This is a genomic window from Isoptericola sp. NPDC056605 (assembly GCF_042792795.1).
GTDB lineage: Bacteria > Actinomycetota > Actinomycetes > Actinomycetales > Cellulomonadaceae > Isoptericola.
Window position 1 is genome coordinate 116,015 of the sequence record NZ_JBHTVT010000006.1, and the last position, 22,774, is coordinate 138,788.

20 protein-coding genes are annotated in these 22,774 nt (G+C 76.1%); 6 read left to right on the plus strand and 14 right to left on the minus strand.

From position 1 onward, the window contains the following. Nucleotides 1–4 precede the first annotated feature (4 nt). From ACFQ8Y_RS08490 to ACFQ8Y_RS08515, 6 genes are all read right to left on the minus strand, one after another. Nucleotides 5–667: a PAS and ANTAR domain-containing protein gene (locus ACFQ8Y_RS08490; protein ID WP_430585193.1), complete on the minus strand. Its 663-nt coding sequence runs from the start codon at nt 665–667 to the stop codon at nt 5–7. 146 nt (nt 668–813) lie between these two features. Continuing rightward, on the minus strand, nt 814–1,899 hold the full coding sequence (locus ACFQ8Y_RS08495) for a hypothetical protein (RefSeq protein ID WP_430585194.1): 1,086 nt from the start codon (nt 1,897–1,899) through the stop codon (nt 814–816). Then, nucleotides 1,896–2,330, minus strand: coding sequence for a hypothetical protein (locus ACFQ8Y_RS08500; protein ID WP_430585195.1), 435 nt, complete (start codon nt 2,328–2,330; stop codon nt 1,896–1,898). Before ACFQ8Y_RS08500 ends, ACFQ8Y_RS08495 begins: the two co-directional genes overlap by 4 nt. Beyond that, nucleotides 2,327–2,716, minus strand: a complete 390-nt coding sequence (locus tag ACFQ8Y_RS08505) for a hypothetical protein (protein WP_430585196.1) — start codon at nt 2,714–2,716, stop codon at nt 2,327–2,329. The genes ACFQ8Y_RS08500 and ACFQ8Y_RS08505 overlap by 4 nt, the downstream gene beginning before the upstream one ends. Further along, nucleotides 2,713–3,942, minus strand: a complete 1,230-nt coding sequence (locus ACFQ8Y_RS08510) for an NRAMP family divalent metal transporter (protein WP_430585197.1) — start codon at nt 3,940–3,942, stop codon at nt 2,713–2,715. Before ACFQ8Y_RS08510 ends, ACFQ8Y_RS08505 begins: the two co-directional genes overlap by 4 nt. Continuing rightward, nucleotides 3,939–4,451 (minus strand): hypothetical protein, encoded by a 513-nt coding sequence (locus tag ACFQ8Y_RS08515; protein ID WP_430585198.1) that lies wholly within the window; start codon nt 4,449–4,451, stop codon nt 3,939–3,941. The genes ACFQ8Y_RS08510 and ACFQ8Y_RS08515 overlap by 4 nt, the downstream gene beginning before the upstream one ends. Nucleotides 4,452–4,637: 186 nt before the next feature. On the opposite strand from ACFQ8Y_RS08515, the gene ACFQ8Y_RS08520 reads away from it, so the two are divergent. The 4 genes from ACFQ8Y_RS08520 (at nt 4,638) to ACFQ8Y_RS08535 (ending at nt 9,039) form a co-directional block, all read left to right on the plus strand. Beyond that, nucleotides 4,638–5,252 (plus strand): DUF4956 domain-containing protein, encoded by a 615-nt coding sequence (locus ACFQ8Y_RS08520; RefSeq protein WP_430585199.1) that lies wholly within the window; start codon nt 4,638–4,640, stop codon nt 5,250–5,252. Then, a complete protein-coding gene (locus ACFQ8Y_RS08525; protein WP_430585200.1) occupies nt 5,249–6,034 on the plus strand; it encodes a VTC domain-containing protein in 786 nt (261 codons plus the stop codon). Before ACFQ8Y_RS08520 ends, ACFQ8Y_RS08525 begins: the two co-directional genes overlap by 4 nt. Nucleotides 6,035–6,071: 37 nt before the next feature. After that, nucleotides 6,072–7,889: a carbohydrate-binding domain-containing protein gene (locus ACFQ8Y_RS08530; protein WP_430585201.1), complete on the plus strand. Its 1,818-nt coding sequence runs from the start codon at nt 6,072–6,074 to the stop codon at nt 7,887–7,889. A 241-nt stretch (nt 7,890–8,130) separates the two neighbouring features. Continuing rightward, nucleotides 8,131–9,039: an NAD-dependent protein deacetylase gene (locus ACFQ8Y_RS08535; protein WP_430551402.1), complete on the plus strand. Its 909-nt coding sequence runs from the start codon at nt 8,131–8,133 to the stop codon at nt 9,037–9,039. Nucleotides 9,040–9,055: 16 nt separating this feature from the next. Here ACFQ8Y_RS08535 and ACFQ8Y_RS08540 read toward each other — a convergent pair whose 3' ends face one another. The 4 genes from ACFQ8Y_RS08540 to ACFQ8Y_RS08555 form a co-directional block, all read right to left on the minus strand. Then, nucleotides 9,056–9,415: a hypothetical protein gene (locus tag ACFQ8Y_RS08540; protein ID WP_430585202.1), complete on the minus strand. Its 360-nt coding sequence runs from the start codon at nt 9,413–9,415 to the stop codon at nt 9,056–9,058. A 64-nt stretch (nt 9,416–9,479) separates the two neighbouring features. Next, a complete protein-coding gene (locus ACFQ8Y_RS08545; protein WP_430585203.1) occupies nt 9,480–10,325 on the minus strand; it encodes a DUF4097 domain-containing protein in 846 nt (281 codons plus the stop codon). Between the two features lie 44 nt (nt 10,326–10,369). Next, nucleotides 10,370–11,032, minus strand: a complete 663-nt coding sequence (locus ACFQ8Y_RS08550) for a response regulator (protein ID WP_430551405.1) — start codon at nt 11,030–11,032, stop codon at nt 10,370–10,372. Beyond that, nucleotides 11,020–12,396, minus strand: coding sequence for a sensor histidine kinase (locus ACFQ8Y_RS08555; RefSeq protein ID WP_430585204.1), 1,377 nt, complete (start codon nt 12,394–12,396; stop codon nt 11,020–11,022). Before ACFQ8Y_RS08555 ends, ACFQ8Y_RS08550 begins: the two co-directional genes overlap by 13 nt. A gap of 111 nt (nt 12,397–12,507) precedes the next feature. Here ACFQ8Y_RS08555 and ACFQ8Y_RS08560 point away from each other — a divergent pair, with 111 nt between their 5' ends. After that, entirely contained in the window at nt 12,508–14,115 is a 1,608-nt protein-coding gene (locus ACFQ8Y_RS08560) for a phytoene desaturase family protein (RefSeq protein WP_430585205.1), read from the plus strand. Nucleotides 14,116–14,135: 20 nt separating this feature from the next. Here ACFQ8Y_RS08560 and ACFQ8Y_RS08565 read toward each other — a convergent pair whose 3' ends face one another. From ACFQ8Y_RS08565 to ACFQ8Y_RS08575, 3 genes are read right to left on the minus strand one after another with little or no spacing between them, the layout of a single operon-like run. Then, nucleotides 14,136–16,319 carry an ABC transporter ATP-binding protein gene (locus tag ACFQ8Y_RS08565; RefSeq protein ID WP_430585206.1) on the minus strand — a complete coding sequence of 728 codons (2,184 nt, stop codon included), beginning with the start codon at nt 16,317–16,319 and terminating at the stop codon, nt 14,136–14,138. 60 nt (nt 16,320–16,379) lie between these two features. Beyond that, nucleotides 16,380–17,417 (minus strand): hypothetical protein, encoded by a 1,038-nt coding sequence (locus tag ACFQ8Y_RS08570; protein ID WP_430585207.1) that lies wholly within the window; start codon nt 17,415–17,417, stop codon nt 16,380–16,382. A gap of 54 nt (nt 17,418–17,471) precedes the next feature. Continuing rightward, the gene (locus ACFQ8Y_RS08575; protein ID WP_430551410.1) at nt 17,472–18,017 is read right to left on the minus strand and encodes a nucleoside deaminase; all 546 of its coding nucleotides are present in this window, start codon (nt 18,015–18,017) and stop codon (nt 17,472–17,474) included. A 57-nt stretch (nt 18,018–18,074) separates the two neighbouring features. On the opposite strand from ACFQ8Y_RS08575, the gene upp reads away from it, so the two are divergent. Then, on the plus strand, nt 18,075–18,710 hold the full coding sequence (gene upp, locus ACFQ8Y_RS08580; RefSeq protein WP_430551411.1) for a uracil phosphoribosyltransferase: 636 nt from the start codon (nt 18,075–18,077) through the stop codon (nt 18,708–18,710). A gap of 33 nt (nt 18,711–18,743) precedes the next feature. Here upp and ACFQ8Y_RS08585 read toward each other — a convergent pair whose 3' ends face one another. Continuing rightward, nucleotides 18,744–22,667 (minus strand): sigma-70 family RNA polymerase sigma factor, encoded by a 3,924-nt coding sequence (locus tag ACFQ8Y_RS08585; protein ID WP_430585208.1) that lies wholly within the window; start codon nt 22,665–22,667, stop codon nt 18,744–18,746. Nucleotides 22,668–22,774: the final 107 nt, after the last annotated feature.

Sequence of the window (22,774 nt, forward strand, 5' to 3'; positions counted from 1 at the left end):
GCGGCTACCGCGTGCGGCGCTCGGAACGGTTCGTCAGCAGGTCGGCCATCGCCTCCGCGACCTGGCGCATGTCCCCGTTGCCGTCGGCGGCGAGCCCCACGATCTGCGCCGCGATGTCGCGCAGCGGCAGGTTGGAGTGGTTCGAGGCCTCCCGGAGCCACTCGAAGGCGCCCTCGAGGTCGGTGCGGAGCGCGCACATGACGACGCCCTTGGCCTGCTCGATCGTCGCCCGGTGCGCGGCGGACGCGCGGATGCTCGCCGTCGCCCGGACGTCGGCGATGCGCGCGACCGCGGGCGTGACGTCGGTGAAGTAGCCGACCAGCTCGCAGACGGCGCCCGTGAGGTCGGTGCGCCCCTCGCCGACGACCGCCAGGGTCCGCTCGTCGCCGTGCGCGTCCATGATGCGGTGCACGCTGCTGAACGGCTCGCCGGTCGTGCAGGCATGACGGAGCACCTGGCTGACGCGGTCCCGGTCGTCGGGGTGCTTGTGCGCCAGGATCAGCTCGGTGGTGGGGACCACCTCACCCGGCTCGAAACCGTGGATGCGGTAGGTCTCGTCGGACCACCACCACAGGCCGGTGGACAGGTCGTGCTGGTACCGACCCACCGGATGGCTGGTGCCGAGGGCAAGCGTGCCCTCGATGTCCCATGACGTGGTGTCGGTCATGTGGATCCTCCCGTCGTGGCTCGCGCCGCTAGAGATGAGCCGCCTCATGACTCCCCTCGACCGTAGCCGCTACGCCACGGAACACCAGCGCGTGTGCCACGGGCGACAATCCGCCCCGACGGCGAGGCGGTGTGCCGGGCCACGCCTCAGGCGGCCAGGACGTCGGCTCCCCGGCGCAGCACGACGACGAGCGCGCCGGCCACGAGGTGGTCGTGTCCGGAGCGCTCCCGCTCGTCCCGCACGACGTCGCGCAGCCGGTCGAGCGACCGCGCGACGTCGGCTCCCGGATCAGCGCCGGGGCCGGTGCCGGGGTCGTCCGCGGCGCGCTCCGTTCCGCGCAGCGCTCGCGCGAAGGTGCGCAACGCCGTCGCGAGCTCGGGGCGCAGCCGCGGGCCCAGCTCGACGTCGTCGCGCCCGGTGCGCTCCCCGTCGACCAGGAGCCGCACGACCTCGTCGACCACCTCGGCCGCCGTCCCGAGCACCTCCGCCTGCCGGGCCTGCGACCGGGCGCGCTCGCCGTGCCGCCGGGCGCGAGGGTTGCCACGGGACGCCTCCCCCGACCGGGCGACCGCCGCCCGCGCGCCCTCGATCGTCGGGAACAGGGCACGACGCCGTCGTTCCCACTCGTCCGGGTCGAGCGTCCCCTCGTCGTCCAGCCGGCCCGCCAGGTCGTCCAGCTGCTCCACGAGGGCGTCGCGCAGCGCCCCCAGCGCGATGGCCGACGGCGCGAGCAGCAGCGGCGGCAGCAGGAGGTTGACCCCGGTCCCGATCGCCGCCCCCACCACCACCAGGCCGGCGAACGCACCGACGTACTCCGCGCTCTCCCCCTGGCCGAGGACGAGGACGAAGATCGCCGAGTTCGCGACCCACGTCCCCTGCGCGCCGAGCACCCGCCAGCCCGCGCAGAGCAGCGCCAGGCCCACCACCAGCGCCACCGACAGCACGCCGGGCACGAGCACGCTGTCGACGGCGAGCGCGATGGCGGCGCCGAGCAGCAGGGCCCCCACGGTCTGCACCGACTCGCGCACCGACCGGGCGAGGGTGCTCGTCGTGGCGATCACGGCGCCCAGCGGGGCGTAGTACGGGTAGTCGGAGAACGGCGCCGGCGCGACCACCCCGACCAGCCAGGCGAGCGCCGCGGCCACCGCGCCCCGGAACGCGAGCGACCAGCGAGGATGCCGCACCCAGACGTGGTGCAGGCCCGCGGCGCCCCGGCCCCACCATCGGGTCATCCCAGCCCCGCCGGCAGCTCGGCGTAGCCCGGCGCGAGGCGCAGACGCGGGGTCGCGTCGTCGGCCACCGGGTCGGCCTCGACGGCCGCCACGTCCTCCCACCGCACGAGGAAGGTGCCGCGGTGGCGGCGGCGCACGAGCTGCGGGATCGGCCACGGCGACCGGACGTCGGTTCGCTCGTACCCGTGGAACGACCCGGCGCCTCGCGGCCCGACCAGCAGCCCGACCAGGCGCGCGCCGCCGACGGCGTCGCGACGCGCCTGCGCGCTCAGCGGGGCGTCGTGCCCCGCTTCCTCGCGGTCCTCCCCAGCGCCCGGTCCGTCCTCGGGCTCGTCCACGACCTCGAGCACCAGGCGGACGTCGACGACGACGCCGACGGGCGCGCCGTCGGGCCCCAGCACGCGCGCGTCGAGGAGGTCGCCGACGTTCATGCCCCGGCCTCCGGGTCGTGCCGGCCGCCGGGGATGCGCCCGATCAGGCGGTCGCGCACCCAGCGCTCCACCCACACGGCGTCGAGCCGGTCCGACGACACGGTGAGCTCGATCGCCGTCCCGACGTGCCCGACGTCGTCCCAGGCGATGCGAGGCAGCCGGCTGTCGGGCACGCGGCCGCCGAAGAGCCGCGTCGCCAGCACGGGGCCGACGAGGATCGCGTCGACGTGCACCTCGCGGCCCGCCTCGACATCGCCCCCGCCGGGGCCCGCGAGGGCCAGGTCGTCGACCACGCCGACGGGCTCGCCGTCCGAGTCGAGCACCTGCCGGCTCAGCAGGTGCAGGCGGGCGTCGACGAGGCGCACCTCTCCCCTCGGCTCGGTCATGACCCCGCTCCCGTCGCGATCATCAGGGGGATCGCCGCGACGGCGGCGACCACCACGACCACCAGGTACACCGTGCCCAGGGCGTTGACCACCCGCCCGTTGACGTGCTCCCCCATGTACTCCGGGTCGTTCGCGACCACGAGGATCGGCACGTACGTCAGCGGCAGCGCGACGGCGGAGAACACCACCGACATCTCCGTCACCGCCACCGGGTCGACGCTGGTCATGAGGATCCCGACGGCGAGCAGCAGCGCCACGATCATCGTGAGGTGGAAGCGGGCCGCCCGCGCCGGCCGGCGGAACTTCCCCCACGACCAGCCGAGGTACTGCGCGAGCGTGTAGCCGCTGGACAGGGCCGTCTCCAGGGCGGCGCCGAACGTCGCGGCGACGATCCCCAGGATGACGACCGCGAGCAGCAGCACGCCGCCCGCCTGCGCGACCGGCAGCACGATCTGCGACAGCGACGACACCTCGATCCCCGCCGGCAGCAGCACGACGGCGGCGCACGCGGCGATGGAGAGCGACAGCAGGCCGCCCAGGGGGAAGCCGAGCAGCACGTTGACCCGGTTGGTGCCGAGGTCCTTGGCGGTCCACCGCTCCTCGACGGCGCCGGAGGAGAAGAAGAACACCTCGTACGGCGTCATCGCCGCGCCGAACAGCGCGACCGCGTAGTACCAGTACGACGCGGGGTGCTCGGTGCCCGGCGGCGACGGCGGCACGGCCTGGCGCAGCAGCTCGCCCCAGTCCGGGCCGAGCTGGAACAGCGCGACGGCGAACCCCACGAGCAGCAGCCCCATGAGGCCTGCGACGTTCTCCATGACCTGGAACTTCACGCGCCACAGCACGAGCCACACCGCGAGCGCCGCGACCGGGATCCACAGGCGCGGCTCCACGCTGCTCGCCAGGTGCAGCGCGAGCGCGATGCCCCCGACCTCCGCGGTGAGGGTGAGGAGGTTGATCGCGAACGACGCGAGCAGGTTCGCCCCCGCGGCGCGCGGGCCGAGCCGTTCGCGGACGATCTCGAACGTCGCGCGGCCGCTCACCGCCGCGACCCGCCCGGCCATGCTCGCGAACAGGACGATGCCGACCACGCCGAGCACCACGACCCACGCGAGCGACATGCCGAACCGGGAGCCGACGACGGCGTTGGTCACCAGGTCCCCGATGTCGACGAACCCGCCGATGGCGGTGAGGATGCCGAGCGCGGCGGCGAGCAGCTTCTTCACGGCCCGCCCGCCTCGGCCAGGGCGGCGTCGGTGGCGTCGAGGGCGGTCGCGAGCCCGGACAGCAGGTCGTCGGCCGACGCCGGCACGCCCTCGTCGGCGGCGAGGTCGCCCCCGGAGCGCGTCGCCACCCAGCTGCGCGCCGCCACGACGGCGTCCGTGACGTCGCCGACGGCGTCCAGCCCGGTCGTGCGCCGCGCGGACGACGCCGCGTCGGGCGGCACGAGGGTCGTCAGCGCCGACTCCGCGTCGTCGAGCACCCGCAGCTGGTCGAGCAGCACCGTGTCGGCGACGGGCCCGGTGACCCGGCCCTCGTCGAGCAGGCCGACGGCGATCCGCGCCGTCTCGCCCGCGGACCCGGCCTCCGCGAGCGCGTCCGCCACGGCCGCCGTCGCCTGGCCGGGCTCCTGCCGGCCGGCGACGCACCCCGTCGTGCCCAGCACGATCGTGAGCACCACGACGACCGCCGGTCCGGCGGCCGCGGGCCGCCGTCGTCCTGTCTGCCGCGTCACGTCCGATCATCCGCACGGCGCGCGTCTGCACGCATGTCCAGGGCTGCTCGGCGGTGCTCCCAGCGACCGCCCACCGCTCGCAGCCGATTCCCAGGACGCCCTCAGCGCCCACCTGAACGGGAGGTGTCGACTGGGTGTCCTTCCCACCCACGGACCACGACCGGTCCCCGTCCCCCCGGAGCCCGCATGCCTCCCGCAGCCCTCTACGCCGTCGACCTCGTCGCCGTGTCGATCCTGACGTTCGCGCTCTACTTCCCCCGGCACCGCCGCCGCGACCTCGTGGTCGCGTACCTCGGCGTCAACGTCGGCGTGCTGGCGGTGTCGGCCGTGCTGGCGTCGGCCTCGGTCGCCGCCGGCCTCGGCCTCGGGCTGTTCGGCGTGCTGTCGATCATCCGGCTGCGGTCCGACGAGCTCTCCCAGCGCGAGGTGGCGTACTACTTCGCCGCCCTCGCGCTGGGGCTCCTGGGCGGGCTGGGCACGTCGGCCGGCTGGCTCGGCGTCGCCGGCTCGGCGCTGATCCTCGTCGTCATGGCCGTCGCGGACCACCCGCGCCTCCTGGCACGGCACGGCTCGCAGACGATCGTGCTCGACCGCGCCGTCGTCGACCGCGCCGAGCTCACCGCCCACCTCGAGGCGCTGCTCGGCGCCCGCGTGCGGTCCGTCTCCGTGCAGGAGCTCGACCTCGCGGACGACACGACGCGCGTCGAGGTCCGGTACGACCTGCCCCGCGACGGCGACCTGCCCGCCCGCCCGGCCGTCGCGCCCGTCGCCGCCCCCGACACGCTGGCGGTGACCCGGTGAGCGCCGCGGCCGTCGTCGCCCGGGGCCTGGAGGGCGCCGCGCCCGTCTCCCTCGCGGAGCTCGACGCCACCGCCGCCCTCCAGACCCGCGTCGACCGCAAGTACGTGCTCACCCCCGCCGAGGTCGCCGCCCTGCTCGCCACGCTCGCCGCGCACGGCCCGCGCGTGCTGGAGATCGCCGGCGACCGCTCGTTCACGTACGCGTCGACCTACTACGACACGGCCGACCTGCTGACGTTCCGGCTGGCCGCGCGCCGTCGTCGGCGGCGGTTCAAGGTCCGCACCCGCACCTACGTCGACACGGGGAACGCCACGTTCCTCGAGGTGAAGACGCGCGCCGCCCGCGGCGTCACGGTGAAGGAGCGGCGGCCGTGGCAGCTCGCGACGCCGCTGGCCGGCGAGGGCCTCGACTTCGTCGACGACCGGCTCGCCGCCGCCCACCTCGACGCGCCCCCGTCGGCGCACCTCGCCCCCGTGCTGCGCTCCGCGTACCGGCGCACCACCGTGCTGCTGCCCGACGCCCGCGTGACCCTCGACACCGGCCTGCGGTGGCGGCTCGCGGGCCCGGAGGCCACCGACCGCAGCACCGCCGACGTCGGCGACCTCGTCGTCGTCGAGACCAAGGCCGGCACCGCGCCGTCGTCCGCCGACCGCGCCCTGTGGCGCGCCGGCCACCGCCCCGACCGCATCTCCAAGTACGCGACCGGGCTCGCCACCCTGCGACCCGACCTGCCCGACCACCCCTGGCGCCGCCTGCGGCGCGAGCGGCTCGGCACCGCCTGACCTCACCACCGATCCCCACCAGAGAAGAGCCCGAACCATGCGCATCCCCCGCCCGAGGAAGACCTTCTGGACCCGCACCGTCTCGACCCGAGCCGTGGCGCTCGCCGCCGCCGGGACCCTGACCGTCGGCGCGCTGGCCGCGTGCAGCGCCGGCTCCACCACGTCCGCGGCGTCGGACGGCTCCGGCACCACCACCGCCCAGGTCGCCGCGACGGACAACTCCGGCCGGTCCGCGCAGGAGGTCCTCGACGAGAACCTGTCGTCCGCGGAGACCGCGGCCCTCGCCGACCAGACCTGGGACACCGCCGACGAGGTCGCCGTCACCCTCGACGGCGACTCGGCGTCCGCCTCCGGCGACGGCGTCACCGTCGACGGTTCCACCGTGACGATCACGCAGCCCGGCACGTACCGGCTCTCCGGCACGCTCGACGACGGCCAGGTCGTGGTCGACGCGTCGGCCGACGGCGTCGTGCGCCTCGTGCTCGACGGCGCGGACGTCACCAGCTCCACCGGCGCCGCGATCGACGTCCAGGACGCCGACCAGGTGTCCGTCGTCCTCGCCGACGGCTCCACCAACCGGCTCGAGGACGCCGAGGAGTACGCCGACACGACCTCCGACAACGCCGCCAACGCCGCGCTGTACTCGACGGCGGACCTGGCGATCTCCGGCGGCGGCGCGCTCGATGTGGTCGGCAACGCGAACGACGGCATCACCGGCAAGGACGGGCTCGTCATCGCGAGCGGGACCGTCTCCGTCGACGCCGTGGACGACGCGATCCGCGGCAAGGACTACCTCGTCGTCAGCGGGGGCACGATCGACGTCACGTCCGGCGGCGACGGGCTGAAGTCCGACGCCGACGACGACGCCACGGCCGGCTACATCGCCCTGACCGGCGGCGACGTGACCGTCGCGGCGGGCGACGACGGCGCGCAGGCGTTCACCGACATCGCGATCACGGACGGCACCCTGACGATCGAGGAGTCCGTCGAGGGCCTGGAGGCCGCGACCATCGCCATCTCCGGCGGCGACGTGGACATCACGTCGTCCGACGACGGGCTGAACGCCACGGTGAAGGAGGCGGAGGACGACACCGCCGGCAAGGACTCGACCGCCGACGACACGGCCGCCGACGACTCCGCGACGGGCACGGACGACCAGGCCGCCCAGGACCAGGCCGCTCAGGACCAGGGCACCGCGCCGGAGCCGCCGACCGACGGCGAGATGCCGACGGGAGAGCCGCCCACGGACGGCCAGATGCCCCAGGGCGAGGCGCCCCAGGGCGGCGGGGGCGGCGGGATGGACGCCGTCCAGGAGGGTGCGTCGCTCACGATCACGGGCGGCACGCTGCACGTGGACGCCGAGGGCGACGGCCTGGACTCCAACGGCGTCACGGTGATCAGCGGCGGCGACGTCGTCGTCGAGGGACCGACGAACGGCGGCAACGGCGCGCTCGACTCCGCGGGCGGCAGCACGGTCTCCGGCGGCACCGTCCTGGCGGTCGGGTCGTCGGGCATGGCCGAGGCGTTCGACGAGGACTCGACGCAGGGCTGGGTGGCGCTGACCGCCGACGCCGCGCTCGAGGCCGGCACGGACGTGGCGGTCGTGGACGCCGACGGGACCGAGGTCGCGACGATCACGCTGTCGAAGACGGCCCAGTCGGTCGTGTACTCCGGCCCGGAGATCACCGACGGCGGCACGTACACGCTCACCGCAGACGGCGAGGAGGTCGGCACGGCCACCGCGGGCGAGGCCCCCGCGGGCGGCATGGGCGGCGGACCCGGCGGAGCCGCTCCCGGCGGCTCGACCGACCAGGGCGGCCAGACCGACCAGTCGTCGTCGACCACCACCAGCTGACCGCGAGGTAGTCCAGACCTCGCCGAGGTAGTCCAGATCCCGCCGAGGTAGTCCAGATCCCGCCGAGGTAGTCCAGATCCCGCCGAGGTAGTCCAGATCCCGCCGAGGTAGTCCAGATCCCGCCGAGGTAGTCCCGAGCTCGCGTCAGAACTACCTCGGCGGGATCTGGACTACCTCTCGGGACCTCGTGCTACCTCGCGGGACCGGGTGGGCCCGGCCGCGCCGTCGTACGCTCGAAGGCGTGCAACCCGTGCCCCGTCCGCTCGCCCCGACGTACCAGGACCGGCGGTGGGAGCTCCCGCCCGACGCCGTCGTGCACCACGGCACGATCGACGACGCGGTCCGCCTGCTCCAGGGCAGCACGGTCACCGCGCTGACGGGCGCGGGCGTGTCCACCGACTCGGGCATCCCGGACTACCGCAGCCCGGACTCGCCGAAGCGCGCGCCGATGACGTACCAGCAGTTCGTCGCCGACGAGGCGTTCCGCCGCCACTACTGGGCCCGCAACCACGTGGGCTGGCAGGTGGTGCACCGCACGGAGCCGAACGCGGGGCACCGCGCCCTCGCGCGGTTGGAGGGGCGCGGGGTGGTGCGCGGCGTCATCACGCAGAACGTGGACCTGCTCCACGAGGACGCCGGCTCGCGGCACGTCATCGACCTGCACGGCCGCTACGACCGCGTGATCTGCCTGCAGTGCGGGCGCGTCATCAGCCGCGCGCACCTCGCGGAACGGCTGGACGCGCTCAACCCGGGCTTCGTCGAGTCGGTGCTCGACGACGGGGCGACCGTCGCGGACATCGAGACCGCGCCGGACGCGGACGCCGTCATCGAGCAGACGAGCCACTTCGTCCCGGCCGCGTGCGAGTTCTGCGGCGGGGTGCTCAAGCCGGAGATCGTGTACTTCGGCGAGAACGTGCCGCGCGAGCGGGTGCAGCGCGCGTACGCGCTGGTGGACGACGCCGACGCCCTGCTCGTGGCGGGCACGTCGCTCACCGTGATGAGCGGCCTGCGGTTCGTGCGGCACGCGGCCAAGGCCGACAAGCCGGTGGTCATCGTCAACCGCGGCGAGACGCGCGGCGACCCGCTCGCCACGCTCAAGGTGGACGACGGCGTCACCGAGACCCTCGTCGCGCTGGCCGACCGGCTCTGACGGCGACGGGCTGCGGCTACCGGGCCGCGACCAGCCGCGAGCCCCTGACGCCCTCGGCGTCGATCAGGCTGCCGTCGCCGCCCGGGACGACCGGCAGCGCACCACGCCCCAGCCCGCCGAGGTAGACGGCGGCCTCGGTACCCGCCTCGGCCACGTCGGCCTTGCGGCGCCGGACGTCGATCCGCGTGACGGTCACGGCGTGCTCCCCCGTCGGCAGGTGCAGCACCGCGGCCTGGCCGGTGCGCACCCGCCCGGACGTCACGGTGCCGGTGAGCACGTGGCCCCGCGTCGGGACGGCGAAGACGGTGTCGACCAGCAGCGCGAACGGCTCGGCAGGGCCGGACGGGGCCGGCGTCCGGCGCGAGAAGATCCCCATGGCCGACGACGATATCCGCCGCGCGGCGACGCCGGGCCCGCATCAGGCCCGCATCAGGCCCGCGTCAGCGCACCAGGTAGGCGACGTCCCCGTTGGACGACCGGACCTCCACGGCGCGGTCGGCGTCCGGGTCCGTGGGCCCCTCGGTGGTCTGCTCCCCGTTCGACGTCTCGATCGTGAGCCGCACGGGCTCGCCGTCCCCGACGACGGTGACGTCGCCGTTGCTGGACTCGGCCCGGACGTCGCCGGTCACGCCGGAGACGTCGACCCGGCCGTTGCTGGTGTCCGCGTCGAGGCTGCCCTCGACCCCCGTCACCTCGATCGACCCGTTCGACGACGCCGCGACGACGTCGCCCGCGGCCCGGTCGACGAGGACGTCGCCGTTGCTGGAGCCGGCGTCCAGGCGCCCGGTGGCGGACCCCGCGACGTCGCCGTTGCTCGACCGCAGCTCCGTGTCTCCCACCACGCCCGCGGCCACGACGTCCCCGTTGGACGTGCGCACCACCAGCGTCGTGTCGGCGGGGAGGGTGACGGCGAGCTCCCCCGCGCACCGGCCCGGGATCCACTGCCAGCGCCGGCACTCGTGGGTGACGACCAGCCGGTCGGCCCCGTCGTCGACCCGGTACGTGGGGCTCGTGAGGCCCTGGTGCGCGATCCGGTCGACCTCGACCCTCCCGCCGGTGCCGCCGCCGTCGGCGGCCTTGACGGTCACGTCGCCGTCCGCGACCAGCTCGACCGTGCCGACCGCGGCGTACGTCTCGTGCTGCGTGGTCGTGGTCGCGACCGCCCGGTCCACGAGGAACAGCGCGCCCCAGGCCACGGCGAGCAGCCCGACGACGACGCCGGTGACGAGCAGCGCGCGCCCGACGGGGCCGCGGTGCGGCTCCTGCGGGGCCGGCGGGGCGGGCACGGGGGCTGGTCCGGTGGCTGGTCCGGTGGCTGGTCCGGTGGAGGTCATGGTCGTGCTCCGTTCTCGTCGAGCCACCGCAGCACGGCGAGCACGCGGCGGTTGTCGTCGGAGTCGGGCGGCAGCCCGAGCTTGGTGAGGATGCTGGTGACGTGCTTCTCGACGGCGGGCATCCCGACGACGAGGCGGTCCGCGATCGCGGTGTTGGAGCGGCCCTCGGCCATGAGCGCGAGGACCTCCCGCTCGCGGCGCGTGAGCCGGTCCAGGTCGGAGCGGCGGCTGCGGGCGATGACCTGCGTGACCACCTCGGGGTCGATGACGGTGCCGCCGCCGGCCACGCGGTCGACGGCGTCGAGGAACGCGTCGACGTCGGCCACCCGGTCCTTGAGGACGTACCCGAGGGCGTGCGCGCCGCGGGCCAGCAGCTCGGACGCGTACCGCTGCTCCACGTACTGCGACAGCACGAGGATCGGCAGGTCCGGGTGCAGGCTGCGCAGGTGCAGCGCGGCGCGCAGACCCTCGTCGGTGTGCGACGGCGGCATCCGCACGTCGGTGACGAGCAGGTCGGGCAGCGCGGCGCCGGGCCGCGACAGGGCGGCGACGAGCTCGTCCGCCGTGCGGTGGCCGGTCACCGTGTGGCCCTCGGCGGCGAGCAGCCGGGTCAGCCCGTCCAGGAGGAGCACGGAGTCCTCGGCGATCACGATGCGCACGGCACCTCCACGGTCAGTCGGGTGCCCGCGCCGGGCGGGCTGTCGAGGTCGAAGACGCCGTCGAGCGCGGCGACCCGCCCGCGCAGCCCGGCGAGGCCGCTGCCGGGCGACGGCTCCGCGCCGCCCCGGCCGTCGTCCTCGACGACGACGCGCAGTCGGGCGCCGTCGCTCCACCCGTCGCCCGCACCGTCGTCCACGACGTCGGCGCGCACCCGGACGGAGCGCGCGTCGGCGTGCTTGGCCACGTTGGTCAGCGCCTCGGCGACGACGAAGTAGGCCGCGGCCTGCGCCGCGGAGCCGGCCCGCGCGACGTCGGGGGACGCCTCGACCCGCACGGGCACGGGGCTGCGCGCCGCCAGCGCGGACAGGGCGGCGTCGAGCCCCCGGTCGGACAGGACGGCGGGGTGGATGCCGCGCACGAGGTCGCGCAGCTCGGCGAGGGTCGCCTTCACCTCGCCGTGCGCGTGCTCGAGGGCCGCGGCGGACGCGGCCGGGTCGCGGTCGGCGAGCCGGCGGGCGACGCCGAGCTCCACCCCGAGCGCGACGAGCCGCTGCTGGGCGCCGTCGTGCAGGTCCCGCTCGATGCGCCGCCGCTCGGCGTCGGCGGCCGCGACGGCCTGGGACCGCGTCTCGGTGAGGACGGCGGCCCGCTCGGCCGCCGCCGTCGCCGCGTGCTCCGCGTCGCGTGCCCGGGCCCGGGCGAGGTCCGTCGCGGACGGGCCGAGGCACGCCCGCGCCAGCGCCAGGACGAGGGCCGTGCCCGCCTGGGCGACGGCCGCCCCGAGCCACAGCAGCAGCACCGCGCCGACGGCGCCGCCGACCAGCGCGACCGGCCACGCGATGCCGGCCTCGCCGCCGACGGCGCCGACCCCGCCGCGCGCCATCACGACGACGAGCGCGACCGCGCCCGCGACGAGGGCCACGACCGCGGCGAGGAAGGCCACGGACAGGAGCATCGCGACGAACGCGTACCCCGCGGCCGCCCACGCCCGCCCGTCGCGCAGCGTGCCCCGCAGGGCGGCCCACGACCGCGGCAGCCCGGCCGCGCCGAGCGGCGGCCCCGGCACGACGACGCCGGTCTGGGCGGCGAGCCGCTCCCGCTCGAGCGCGGCGAACCAGCGGGCGGCGGGCAGCGTCACGCCGAGCGCGAGCAGCCCGAGACCGAGGACCGGCACGAGGGCCGACGACACCAGAACCAGCACCCACACGACCACGCCGGCGCTCGCCAACCACACCGTCCCCACGGCGAGCTGCGCGACGGCGCGGCCCGTGGCCGGGTCGACCGGCGCACGCAGCAGCGCGGCCCGCGAGCTCAGGGCCGGGGCGGCGTCCACGCCGCCGGAGGCGGCGTCCGTGCTGGTCATGACCTCGAGACTAGGCTGCGAGGGATCGGCCGGACAGCCAGCGCACCCACGTCGTCACGGTGGGGAAACCCCACGCCGGCGGGCACGCGGCGGCGGCCGGAGGGAGGCAGCATGCTGGACGCGGTCGTGGTCGGTTCGGGCCCCAACGGCCTCGCCGCCGCCGTCACCCTCGCCCGGGCCGGGCTGCCCGTGACGGTCCTGGAGGCCAACGCGACCGTCGGCGGCGGGGCACGCACCCTCGCGCCCGGTGACGAGCCCGGCGGCGAGCACGGCGACCTGTTCGCGGGGCTGCCCGCCAGCGTCGTGCACGACGTGTGCTCGGCGGTGCACCCGATGGCGTGGGCGTCCCCGTTCTTCCGCGCGTTCGACCTGCGGTCGCACGGCGTCGAGCTCCTCACGCCCGAGGTGTCCTACGCGCAGCCGCTGCCCGGAGGGCGGGCCGCCGTGGCGTACCACGACCTGGAGCGCACGGCCGAGCGCCTCGGACCCGACGGCGCCGCCTGGCGCTCCCTGCTCGGCCCGCTGGCCGAGCAGTGGGAGGCCGTCGTCGCCGTCGCGATGGGCGACCACCGGTCCGTGCCGCCCGGCGTGCTCGACGGCGGCTCGCCCCTGCGGGCCACGGCCGGCGCCGTCCGGTTCGCCCTGGCGCTGCTCGAGCAGGGCACGGCGGCCTGGGACGGCCGGTTCTCCGGCGAGGCCGCGCCCGCGCTGCTCACCGGCGTGGCCGCGCACACCATCACCCGGCTGCCGTCGCTGTCCGCGGCGGGCACCTCCCTGCTGCTCGGCGCCCTCGCCCACGCCACCCCCGCGCGCCGAGGTCGAGGCGGGGCGCCCGAGGTCGATGCCCCGGACCTCGACCTCGGGCGCTCACCTCGACCTCGCGGGTTCGACGGCGGCTGGCCCGTGCCGCGCGGCGGGTCCGGGGCGATCGTGGCGGCGCTCGTCGCCGACCTGGAGGCGCACGGGGGCTCGGTCGTGACGGGTCACCGGGTACGCACCCCGGCGGACCTGCCCGCCGCCCGCGCCGTCCTGTTCGACACGACGCCGCGCACCCTGCTCGACGTGCTGGGCCCCGCCGTCCCGCCGGGCCTGCGCCGCGCGCTGGGAGGGTTCCGGTACGGCAACGCGGCCGCGAAGGTGGACTACGTGCTGTCCGGCCCGGTGCCCTGGGCGGACCCGGAGGTCGGCCGGGCCGGCACCGTGCACGTGGGCGGCACCCGGGCGGAGATGGCCGCGGCCGAGAACGCGGTCGCCGCCGGCCGGCACGCCGACCACCCGCTGTGCCTGGTCAGCGACCCGACGGTCGTCGACGCGTCCCGTCGCGTCGTGTCCGGCGACGGGGAGCTGCGCCCCCTGTGGGCGTACACGCACGTGCCCGCCGGGTCCGGCGTCGACGTCACGGACACCGTCACCGCGCAGATCGAACGCTTCGCGCCGGGGTTCCGCGACGTCGTCGTCGGTGCACGCGCGATCCCCGCCGCCGCGATGGCGGAGCACAACCAGAATTACGTCGGCGGGGACATCTCCGCCGGCGCCGCGACGATGTGGCAGATCCTGGCGCGCCCCACGCCCCGCGCGAACCCCTACCGCGTGGCCGGAGGCGTGTACCTCTGCTCGGCGTCGACCCCTCCGGGCCCCGGCGTGCACGGCATGGGCGGCTGGCACGCCGCGCGGCGCGCGCTGCGCGACGTCTTCGGCGTCCGCGTCCCGGCGCTGTAGCCCGCGTCCCGGTCGGGACCTCAGACGCGCACGTCCGGGCGCGGGTGCACGCCGCGGCGCGGGATCGTGGTCCCGTCGGCGAACCGCACGCAGTCCTCGAGCCGCGCCTCCACCGTGCCGCCGCCGAACTGCTCCGCGTAGAGCCGCGCGTACAGCCCGCCGCGCTCCAGCAGCTCGGCGTGCGTGCCGTGCTCGACGAGACGGCCGTCGGCGATCCCGAAGATCACGTCGGCGTTCATGATCGTGCTCAGCCGGTGCGCGACAGCGAACGTGGTGCGGTCGGCCATCGCCCGCTCCAGCGCCCCCTGCACGAGGCGCTCGGTGGCGGTGTCGAGGGCCGACGTCGCCTCGTCGAGGATGAGGATCCGTGGGTCCTTGATGAGCACACGGGCGATCGACAGCCGCTGCTTCTCCCCGCCCGACAGCCGGAAGCCCCGCTCCCCCGTCACCGTCTCGTACCCGTCGGCGAAGCTCATGATCCGGTCGTGGATGTTCGCCGCGCGGCACGCCTCCACGATCTCCGCGTCCGTGACGTCGGCGCGCGCGTAGCGCAGGTTCTCCGTGATCGTGCCGTGGAACAGGTACGGCTCCTGCGTCACCATCCCGACGACGTCGGCGAGGCTGCCGAGCGTCACGTCCCGCACGTCCGTGCCGTCGACCAGCACCGCGCCCCGCGTCACCTCGTGCAGCCGCGGCACCAGGTACGTGAGCGTCGTCTTGCCCGAGCCCGAGGGCCCCACCAGCGCGGCGAGCTGGCCCGGCCGCACCCGCAGCGACACGCCCTGCAGGGCCCAGCCCTCGGCGTCGCCGCCCGTGCCCGCCGGGCGGTCCTGCGACGGCGGGTCGTCCTCGACGGGCACCGCCGCGGCCAGCCCGGGCGCCGACGCCGCGGACATCACGTAGGTGGCGGCGGGGTCGGTGAGCGTCGCGACGACGGGCACCTCGAGCGCGCGGTACCCGCGCCCGGACCGTCGCCCGGCGGGGCGCGGTCCGCCGCCCGGCCGCGCCGGCGGCGCGGAGACGTCCCGCGCCTCGGGGTAGCGGAACCACACGTCGCGCAGCTCCACCTCGCCGCGCGTGGCGGCCTTGTCGAGCACCCGCGCGTCCGGCCGGTCGGTGATGGCGGGCTCGAGGTCCAGGTACTCGAACAGCCGCGAGAACAGCGCGAACGACGTCTGCACGTCGAGCGTGACGCGCATGAGGCCCACGAGCGGCTGCTGGAGCCGCGACTGCAGCGTCGTGAACGCGACGATCGTGCCGGCGGTGAGCACCTCCCCGCCGATGAGGGTGCCGCCGTTGATGAGCAGCCCCGCCACCAGGTACACGATCGCCGGCGTCAGGCCGAAGAACGTGGAGACGATCGAGAAGAACGTCTGCCCGGTCATCGCGTTCTTCACCTGGAGCCGCGTCTGGCGGCGGTTCTCCCGCCGGTAGCGCGCCACCTCGACGTCGGACCGGTTGAACACCTTCGCCAGCAGCACGCCCGAGACGCCGAGCGACTCCTCGGTGATGGCCGTCATCTCGCTCAGCGACTCCTGCGTGCGGCGCTGGAGCCGCTTGCGCCGCCGCCCCACCCGCACCTGGATCACCACGAACACGGGCATGAGCACCAGCGTGATGATCGTCAGCTGCCAGCTCAGCAGCAGCATCGACACGAACGCGGCGGCCACCGTGACGACGTTCTGCAGGATCGACGTCGCCGTCGAGGTGAGCACGTTGCGCACGCCGGAGACGTCGTTCGCGAGCCGCGACTGGATGTCGCCGGTGCGGGTGGAGGTGAAGAACGCGAGCTCCATCTTCTCCAGGTGCTCGAACAGCGCCACGCGCAGGTCCGCCATCGCGCCGTTGCCGATCCGGGTGGTGAGGTACGTCTGCCCGACGCCGATCAGCGCGCTCACCATCGGGATCGCCACCAGCCCGGCCACGAGCCAGGCGAGCAGCCTCAGGTCGGGCTCGCCCACCTGGCCCGCGGCGTCGGTCGGGAACAGCGCGTCGTCGAACACCGCGCGGGTGAGGAACGGCGCGACGCTCGTCAGCGCGGCGGCCGCCACCACCGCCACCGCGACCAGCACCAGCTGGGCCTTGTACGGCGCGAGCAGCGCGGCGATGCGGCGCAGCACGGGCTGGTCGGGCGTCCCGGCGATCGGGCCCGTGCGGGCCGGTGACGACGGGGCGGCGGACGCGGAGCTTCCGGGGTCGGCCATCTGCCCATGCTCACGCGCGGCCCGCCGGGGCGCGCGGGATGCCGGACGGGTCGGGTGGCGTCAGGAGGTCGCGGCCCACCGCGTGGTGCGGCTCGCCAGGTCCGTGATCCCGACTCTCCCGGTGGGCGAGAGCGTCGTGACCCGTCCGCGCGCGGCCCACCGGCCGGCGTAGCGGTCCGCGAGCGCCGCCTCCGCCGAGGTGTCCCCCGCGTCGGCCGCCACGAGCAGCGCGGCGACCTCGTCGGCCAGCGCGTCCAGCTCGTCGGACGTCGGCTCGGACGACGGCTCGGCGCCGTCCGCCCGCGCCTCGTGCGCCCAGAGCTCGGTGACGCCGGGGACGTCGTCGGGCGTCGCGCCCCACACGTCCCACAGCAGCACCTCGTCGCGCATCCGGTGCGCCAGCTCGAGCAGCACGTAGCCGCGCACGAAGTCCCGGCCGCCCAGCTCAGGGATCCCCGGCGCGACGCCGTACGACGCCGGGTCGACCTCCCCGGCGCGGATGGCCTGCCACACCTCCGCCGCGGTGGGGAACGGCGACGCCGGCCCGGTCGGCATGTCGCGCACGTCGAAGTCCCACGGCCCGTCCGGGGTCAGCTCCGGGTCCCAGCGCACCCACCGCCCCGCGCCGTCGTCCTCCCCCTCGGCCCAGTGCTCCACCACCACGTGGTCGTGGAAGAACGGCGGCTCGAAGTACCCCGCGAACCCGATCCGCGACCGGGCGGGCACGCCGTGCTGGCGCAGCACCCCGAGCGCGAACAGCGTGTGGTCGCGGCAGCAGCCGGCCACCTGCCGGGCGTGGTCGCGGGGCGCGGCCAGCGGACCGGCCTGCCGGGCGACGGCGCCGTCGAGGATCGAGGACAGCCAGCGGCGGTCGATGTCCGCGGACTGCTCGTCGGTGAGCTCCGGGTTCCCGGCGCGGTAGTGCACGATCGTCGCGCACGCCGCGGCGCCGGCGCTCGCCGGGTCCGGGCCGACGGCACGGAGCAGGTCGGCGTGCGGGCCCGGGTCGGAGAAGGCGCTGTGGCGGGCGTAGTCCGCGAGGGTCGGCGCCGTCGTCGTGCCCTCCGCCGCGTCCGAGAGGGGTGCCGTCGTGTCCATGCCCTGCTGACCTCCGTCGTCGTGGGGACTCATCGGCCCGCACGCGCGTCGTCGTCAGCGGCGGGACTCGAAGAAGTCTCGCAGGATTCCCCCGCACTCGTCCTCACGCACCCCGCCGACCACCTCGACCGCGTGGTTGGCGCGCTGGTCGCGCACGAGGTCCCAGACGGAGCCCGTGGCGCCGGCCTTCGGGTCCCAGGCGCCGAGGACGAGCCGCTGCACGCGCGCCGCGACGAGCGCGCCCGCGCACATGACGCACGGTTCGAGCGTGACGACGAGCGTGCAGCCCTCGAGCCGCCACTCGCCCCGCGTGGTGGCGGCCTGCCGCAGCGCGAGCACCTCGGCGTGCGCCGTCGGGTCCCCGGTCTCCTCGCGCCGGTTGCGCCCGAGCCCGACGAGCCGGCCGTCCGCGTCGACGACGAGCGCGCCCACCGGCACGTCGTCGCTGGCCAGCGCGTGCGACGCCTCGTGCAGCGCCAGCCCCATGAGCGCGTCCCACACCGCACGACGCCGGCTGACGGTGTGCGGCGGGAACTCGCCGTCCGCCCAGGGCAGCGCGAGGCCGGAGCCTGCGGGGCCGGGGGCGGCGTCGGACGTCACAGGGCCCAGGCTAGCCGCGGGACGTGCCCCGGGCCCTCGCGCCGGTACCGTGGGGCCATGCGCCTGCACGTCGCCGACCACCCGCTGGTGGACCACAAGCTCACCGTCCTCCGCGACGAGAAGACCCCGTCGGCGACGTTCCGTCTCCTCGTCGACGAGCTCGTGACCCTGCTCGCCTACGAGGCGACGCGGCACGTGCGCACGGAGCCGAAGGAGATCCGCACCCCGGTCACCACGACCACGGGCGTGCGCCTCAGCGACCCGAGCCCCATCGTGGTGCCGATCCTGCGCGCCGGGCTGGGGATGCTGGAGGGCATGACGCGGATGATCCCGACGGCGGAGGTCGGCTTCCTCGGCCTCCAGCGCGACGAGTCCACGTACGAGGCCGTCACCTACGCGAACCGCCTGCCCGACGACCTCACCGACCGGCAGGTCTTCCTGCTCGACCCGATGCTCGCCACCGGCGGCACGCTCGTCGCGGCCATCGACTACGTGCTGGAGCGCGGCGCCCGCGACGTCACCGCCGTGTGCCTGCTGGCCACGCCCGAGGGGCTGAAGGTCCTCGAGGAGGCGATCGGCTCGCGGGTGGACGTCCAGATCGTCGTCGCCGCCGTCGACGAGCGGCTCAACGACCAGAAGTACATCGTGCCCGGCCTCGGCGACGCCGGGGACCGGCTGTACGGCATCGTCTGACGCGTCCCGGCCCGGGACGTCCCGGGGACCGGCTCAGCGGTACTCGCAGTCCCCGACCCGCTCCCAGGCCCGGCCCCACCCGTGGCCCCGGCCGCGGTCCCCGTCCTGGCGCTTCTGGGCCTTCTCCTGGGCCTTCTCCTCGGCCTTCTCCTGGGCACCGCGCCCGACGTAGCGGTAGTTCGCGCCGTGCCACGAGGCGACGTCGCCCACCTCGTACCCGCCGCCCCAGCGGACCCGGGCGGCGCACCAGCCGGTCGTGCCCGTGAAGGGCTCGACGGCGAGCTCGACGGACCAGTCGCCGGCGCCCACGGTGTAGGTGGCGCCGTCACGCCCCCGCACGGTGCCGCCGTCAGCGGTCAGGCTCTGCCGGGCGGGCACGGTCACGTCGACGGACGCGCCGTTCGAACCGCGCACCGCGAAGTCCTGCGGCACCGAGGAGCCGGTGTTGTCCAGCACCACCGACACCGACCGGGTGGACGTCGAGCGCCCGCGCTCCTTCTCCACCTGCACGGCACCCGGGTCCAGCCGCGCCTGCGGGTCGACGACGACGCACGACACGGCGTCGTGCTCGAAGGTCCGCTCGACCGACCGCGTGCGCTGCTCGATCTCGCGGGAGAGTCGCACCGTGACGTGGCCGGCCTCCGCCGTCAGCCCTGCGGGAGCCGTCGTGAGCCTGGCGCCGGAGCCGGGCTCGACGGAGGTGTCGTCGCCGCCGCCCGCGAGGCGCGCTGTCCAGGGCACACCGCCACCGTTGCGCACGTCGACCACCACCTGGGCGCGGTCCTCCACGCACCGCGTGCTGACGGCCACGTCCACCGACCCGGGCCAGGTCACGGTGGCGCAGCTCTCGAAGCCGGGCACGTCCACCGTGGCGAGGTCGCGCCCGTCGGCGGTGACCGCCAGGCTGCGGGTGCCCCACGGCACGGACACCGTGAGGGTGCCCGTGGCGCCGGCCGCGACCGTCGCGGCACGACCGTCGCCCGCCCCGTCGGCCACCGCGAACCGCACCGCGTGCGTGGAGGCGCTGTTGTCCACGGGGACGGTGACGGTGCGCCACGACGTGTCGGCGGACTCGTCGAACCGGCACTCGGTCGCGGCGAGCGTCACCGGCCCGCCGACGGCGGGCGCGAGCGTCGCAGCGGCGTACGACGCCGTCGGGGCGACGGCGGGTACCACGCCCTGCGCGGGCTCGTCGCCGTCGCGGTCGGCCACCCAGCGGTACAGCTGGAACTCGGCGGCGCCCGCGGAGAGCGACGAGCGGTCCGTGGCGGCGACGAAGGTGGCGCTCTCCCCCGGCGCGAGCCGCTTCTGCTCGGTGCTGACGCCGGCCGCGGTCATCCCGACCCGCATCGACTCGTCGCTGGTGTTGGTCAGCGTGCCGCGCACCTGCAGACGGCCGTCGACGTTCACGGTCTCGGCGGACTTCGACACGGCCCAGCTCGGGTCGTAGCACTCCGCGGAACCGTGCGTCCCGGCGGGCACGGTGGTGCGGTAGGTCTCGCCGCCGAGGGTCGTCGCGACCGTCCACGTGGCGGCGCCCGCGGGGACCCGGAGCCCGTCGGGCACCTGCACGGTGACCGACGCGCCGGGCGCGACCTCCTGCGCCGCCGCGGCGGTGTCGCCGGCGGCGTCGAGCCGCACCGCAAGGCTCTGGTCGGTGAGGTTGACGTACGTGCCCTCGACCACGGAGGAGGCCGTGCTCACGCCGCCGACGGCGGTGCAGCGGGCCTCGACCGCGCGCGCCCCCGAGGCCGCGCCCGCCCACGACTGCGCCACCGTCACCGCCGCGTTGCCGCCCACCGTGTGCGGGGATCCCGGCAGCTGGGGTGCGGCGGAGACCGTCATCGGGCCCGGCGCGGCGGAGCCGTCCGCCACGACGCGCAGCCGGACCGTCCGCTGCTCGCCCGGCGCCAGCGGCGCTGCGTCGGGCCGGGCCACGCAGGTCCAGACGGCGCCGGCCGCGGAGTCGCCCGTGCCGGGCACGCACACGAGGTCGCCGTCGGTCGTGACCGGCCGCAGCCCCGCGGGCACGCCCAGCTGCACCGACCAGGCGGCGGCCGGCTGGTCGCCGGTGTTCCGCACCGCGACGGGCACCCAGGCCGCGCCCGGGTTCGAGACCGGGACGGCGTCGCCGCTCGAGGCCGTGAGCTCCGCGCCGTAGGGCCGCACGGTGGTGGGAGGCAGGGCGATGTTCTCCCGCCCCACGCCGTCGGCCCAGACCGCGACACCGATCGCGTAGCTGCCGCCGGAGTGGGCGCGCACCGGCACCGAGACGTCGCGGGTCGCGCCCGGCTCGAGCGTGCCGACCGTGCAGCGCGCCGTCCTCCCGGTGGTGTCCCCCGGGGTGCACGACAGGGCGTCGGCGGCGAGCACGTCGCCGAGGGCCGCGCCCGCCGGCGCCTGCGGCGTCGCCAGGTCGACGCCGTCCGGCAGCGCGACCTCGACGACCGTCGCGCTCGCCGCCGCCTTCCCCGTGTTGCCGACGGTGAGAACCAGGGACTGCGGCGCGCGGGGCTCGAGCGGCGCCGCGGCGGCCGTGACCGTGAGGTCCGCGACGGGGGCGAAGAGCGTGGTGCCGAGCAGGTTGACCGGGCTCGTCGGGTCGGCGGTGGGCTCCGGCGGGTCGGCGGCATCGTCCTCGGCGGGCTGCACCGCACCCTCGCCGGGCTGCTCCCCGGGCGGGGTCCAGGGTGCGCCCTGGACGGTCACCGGCGCCGGCGGCACCGCCGGCGGCTCGTCGCCGCCGCCGAGCGCGTTGAGCACCGTGACGACCCCGACGGTCGCGACGGCGACCGCGCTCGCCGCCGCGGCGACGCTCGCCGTGCCGACCGCGGCGGCCGTGCCCGCCGTCGCGGCGGCCGTCGTGCCCGCGGTGGCGGCGGTCGCCGTGGCGGCACCTGCTGCCGTGGTGCCGGCGGTCGCGCCTGCCGTCGTGCCCGCCGTCGCTGCCGCCGTCGTGCCGGCGGCCCCTCCCGTGACGCCCGCGCCACCGGTGATGCCCGCGCTTCCGACCGTGGCGGTGCCGACGGTGCCCGACGCGGCCGTGCTGCTGCCCGCGACGGCCCCCACGCTCCCGGCGCTCCCGGCGCCCACGGCGCTGCCGGCCCCCACGCTCCCGGTCGCGACGGCCCCGCCCAGGGCGCCACCGATGGGTAGCGCTCCCACGACGGCGAGGCCCGCGATCCCGACGATCAGCGGCGCCACGACCGCCCGCATGCCGTGCGCGATGTCCCCGAGCTCGAGCACGAGGGACCGGCACTCCCCGCACGTCTCGAGGTGCGCGTCGACCTTCGCGACCTCGCGCCGGGCGAGGCCGCCGCGCACGTACGCGCCGAGCAGCGGGTTCACCACCCGGCAGCCGTCGGTGGGCGCGTGCGTGAGGTGCTCCTGCAGGTAGCCGACCCGCAGCCCCTCCCGGGCGCGGTAGGCGAGCGCGGACACGCCGTTGGGGGTCAGGCCGAGGATCGGGGCCACCTCTGCCGGCGCGCGTCCCTCGATCTCCGTGTACCAGAGCACGGCCTGCCAGCGCTCCGGCAGCGCCTGGTAGGCGTTCTTCACGACGGAGTGCTCGAAGCCCTCGAACGTCGCGACGTCGGTGGGGTCGACCAGGCCGAGCGCGGCCTCGAACGTGCCGTCGTCGGACGTCGGGCGGGTGCGCTTCACGCCCCGCGCGAGGTCGGCGGCGAGGCGCCGCACCACGGTGAGCAGGTAGGCCCGGAACGTCGCGTCCGGGCCGCCGCCGTGCTGGAGCACGTCGAGCACGCGGTGGAACGCCTCGGAGACCAGGTCGTCCGCGTCGGCCGCCGACCGGACGTACTGCCGGGCCACGGCCCGCGCCGCCGGGAGGTGCCGGGTGTAGAGGGCCCCGAACGCCTCGAGGTCCCCACCGCGCACGTCGAGGATCAGCTCGGCGTCACTGCGCGCCGAGTCGTCCGACCCCACGTAGACGTCCGTCATGGCCGACCTCGCTCTGCACCCGATGCTGCGCGAAGGCCACACGCAGACCCCCGTACTTTACGCGCCGGGAGCACCTGCTCGCGGGGTGAACTTTGGGCCGAGATCCG

Coding starts and splice junctions, on each gene's coding strand:
- ACFQ8Y_RS08490 (WP_430585193.1), bottom strand. CDS start 667: ATGACCGACACCACGTCATGGGACATCGAGGGCACGCTTGCCCTCGGC.
- ACFQ8Y_RS08495 (WP_430585194.1), bottom strand. CDS start 1,899: ATGACCCGATGGTGGGGCCGGGGCGCCGCGGGCCTGCACCACGTCTGG.
- ACFQ8Y_RS08500 (WP_430585195.1), bottom strand. CDS start 2,330: ATGAACGTCGGCGACCTCCTCGACGCGCGCGTGCTGGGGCCCGACGGC.
- ACFQ8Y_RS08505 (WP_430585196.1), bottom strand. CDS start 2,716: ATGACCGAGCCGAGGGGAGAGGTGCGCCTCGTCGACGCCCGCCTGCAC.
- ACFQ8Y_RS08520 (WP_430585199.1), top strand. CDS start 4,638: ATGCCTCCCGCAGCCCTCTACGCCGTCGACCTCGTCGCCGTGTCGATC.
- ACFQ8Y_RS08530 (WP_430585201.1), top strand. CDS start 6,072: ATGCGCATCCCCCGCCCGAGGAAGACCTTCTGGACCCGCACCGTCTCG.
- ACFQ8Y_RS08540 (WP_430585202.1), bottom strand. CDS start 9,415: ATGGGGATCTTCTCGCGCCGGACGCCGGCCCCGTCCGGCCCTGCCGAG.
- ACFQ8Y_RS08555 (WP_430585204.1), bottom strand. CDS start 12,396: ATGACCAGCACGGACGCCGCCTCCGGCGGCGTGGACGCCGCCCCGGCC.
- ACFQ8Y_RS08560 (WP_430585205.1), top strand. CDS start 12,508: ATGCTGGACGCGGTCGTGGTCGGTTCGGGCCCCAACGGCCTCGCCGCC.
- ACFQ8Y_RS08565 (WP_430585206.1), bottom strand. CDS start 16,319: ATGGCCGACCCCGGAAGCTCCGCGTCCGCCGCCCCGTCGTCACCGGCC.
- ACFQ8Y_RS08570 (WP_430585207.1), bottom strand. CDS start 17,417: ATGGACACGACGGCACCCCTCTCGGACGCGGCGGAGGGCACGACGACG.
- upp (WP_430551411.1), top strand. CDS start 18,075: ATGCGCCTGCACGTCGCCGACCACCCGCTGGTGGACCACAAGCTCACC.
- ACFQ8Y_RS08585 (WP_430585208.1), bottom strand. CDS start 22,667: ATGACGGACGTCTACGTGGGGTCGGACGACTCGGCGCGCAGTGACGCC.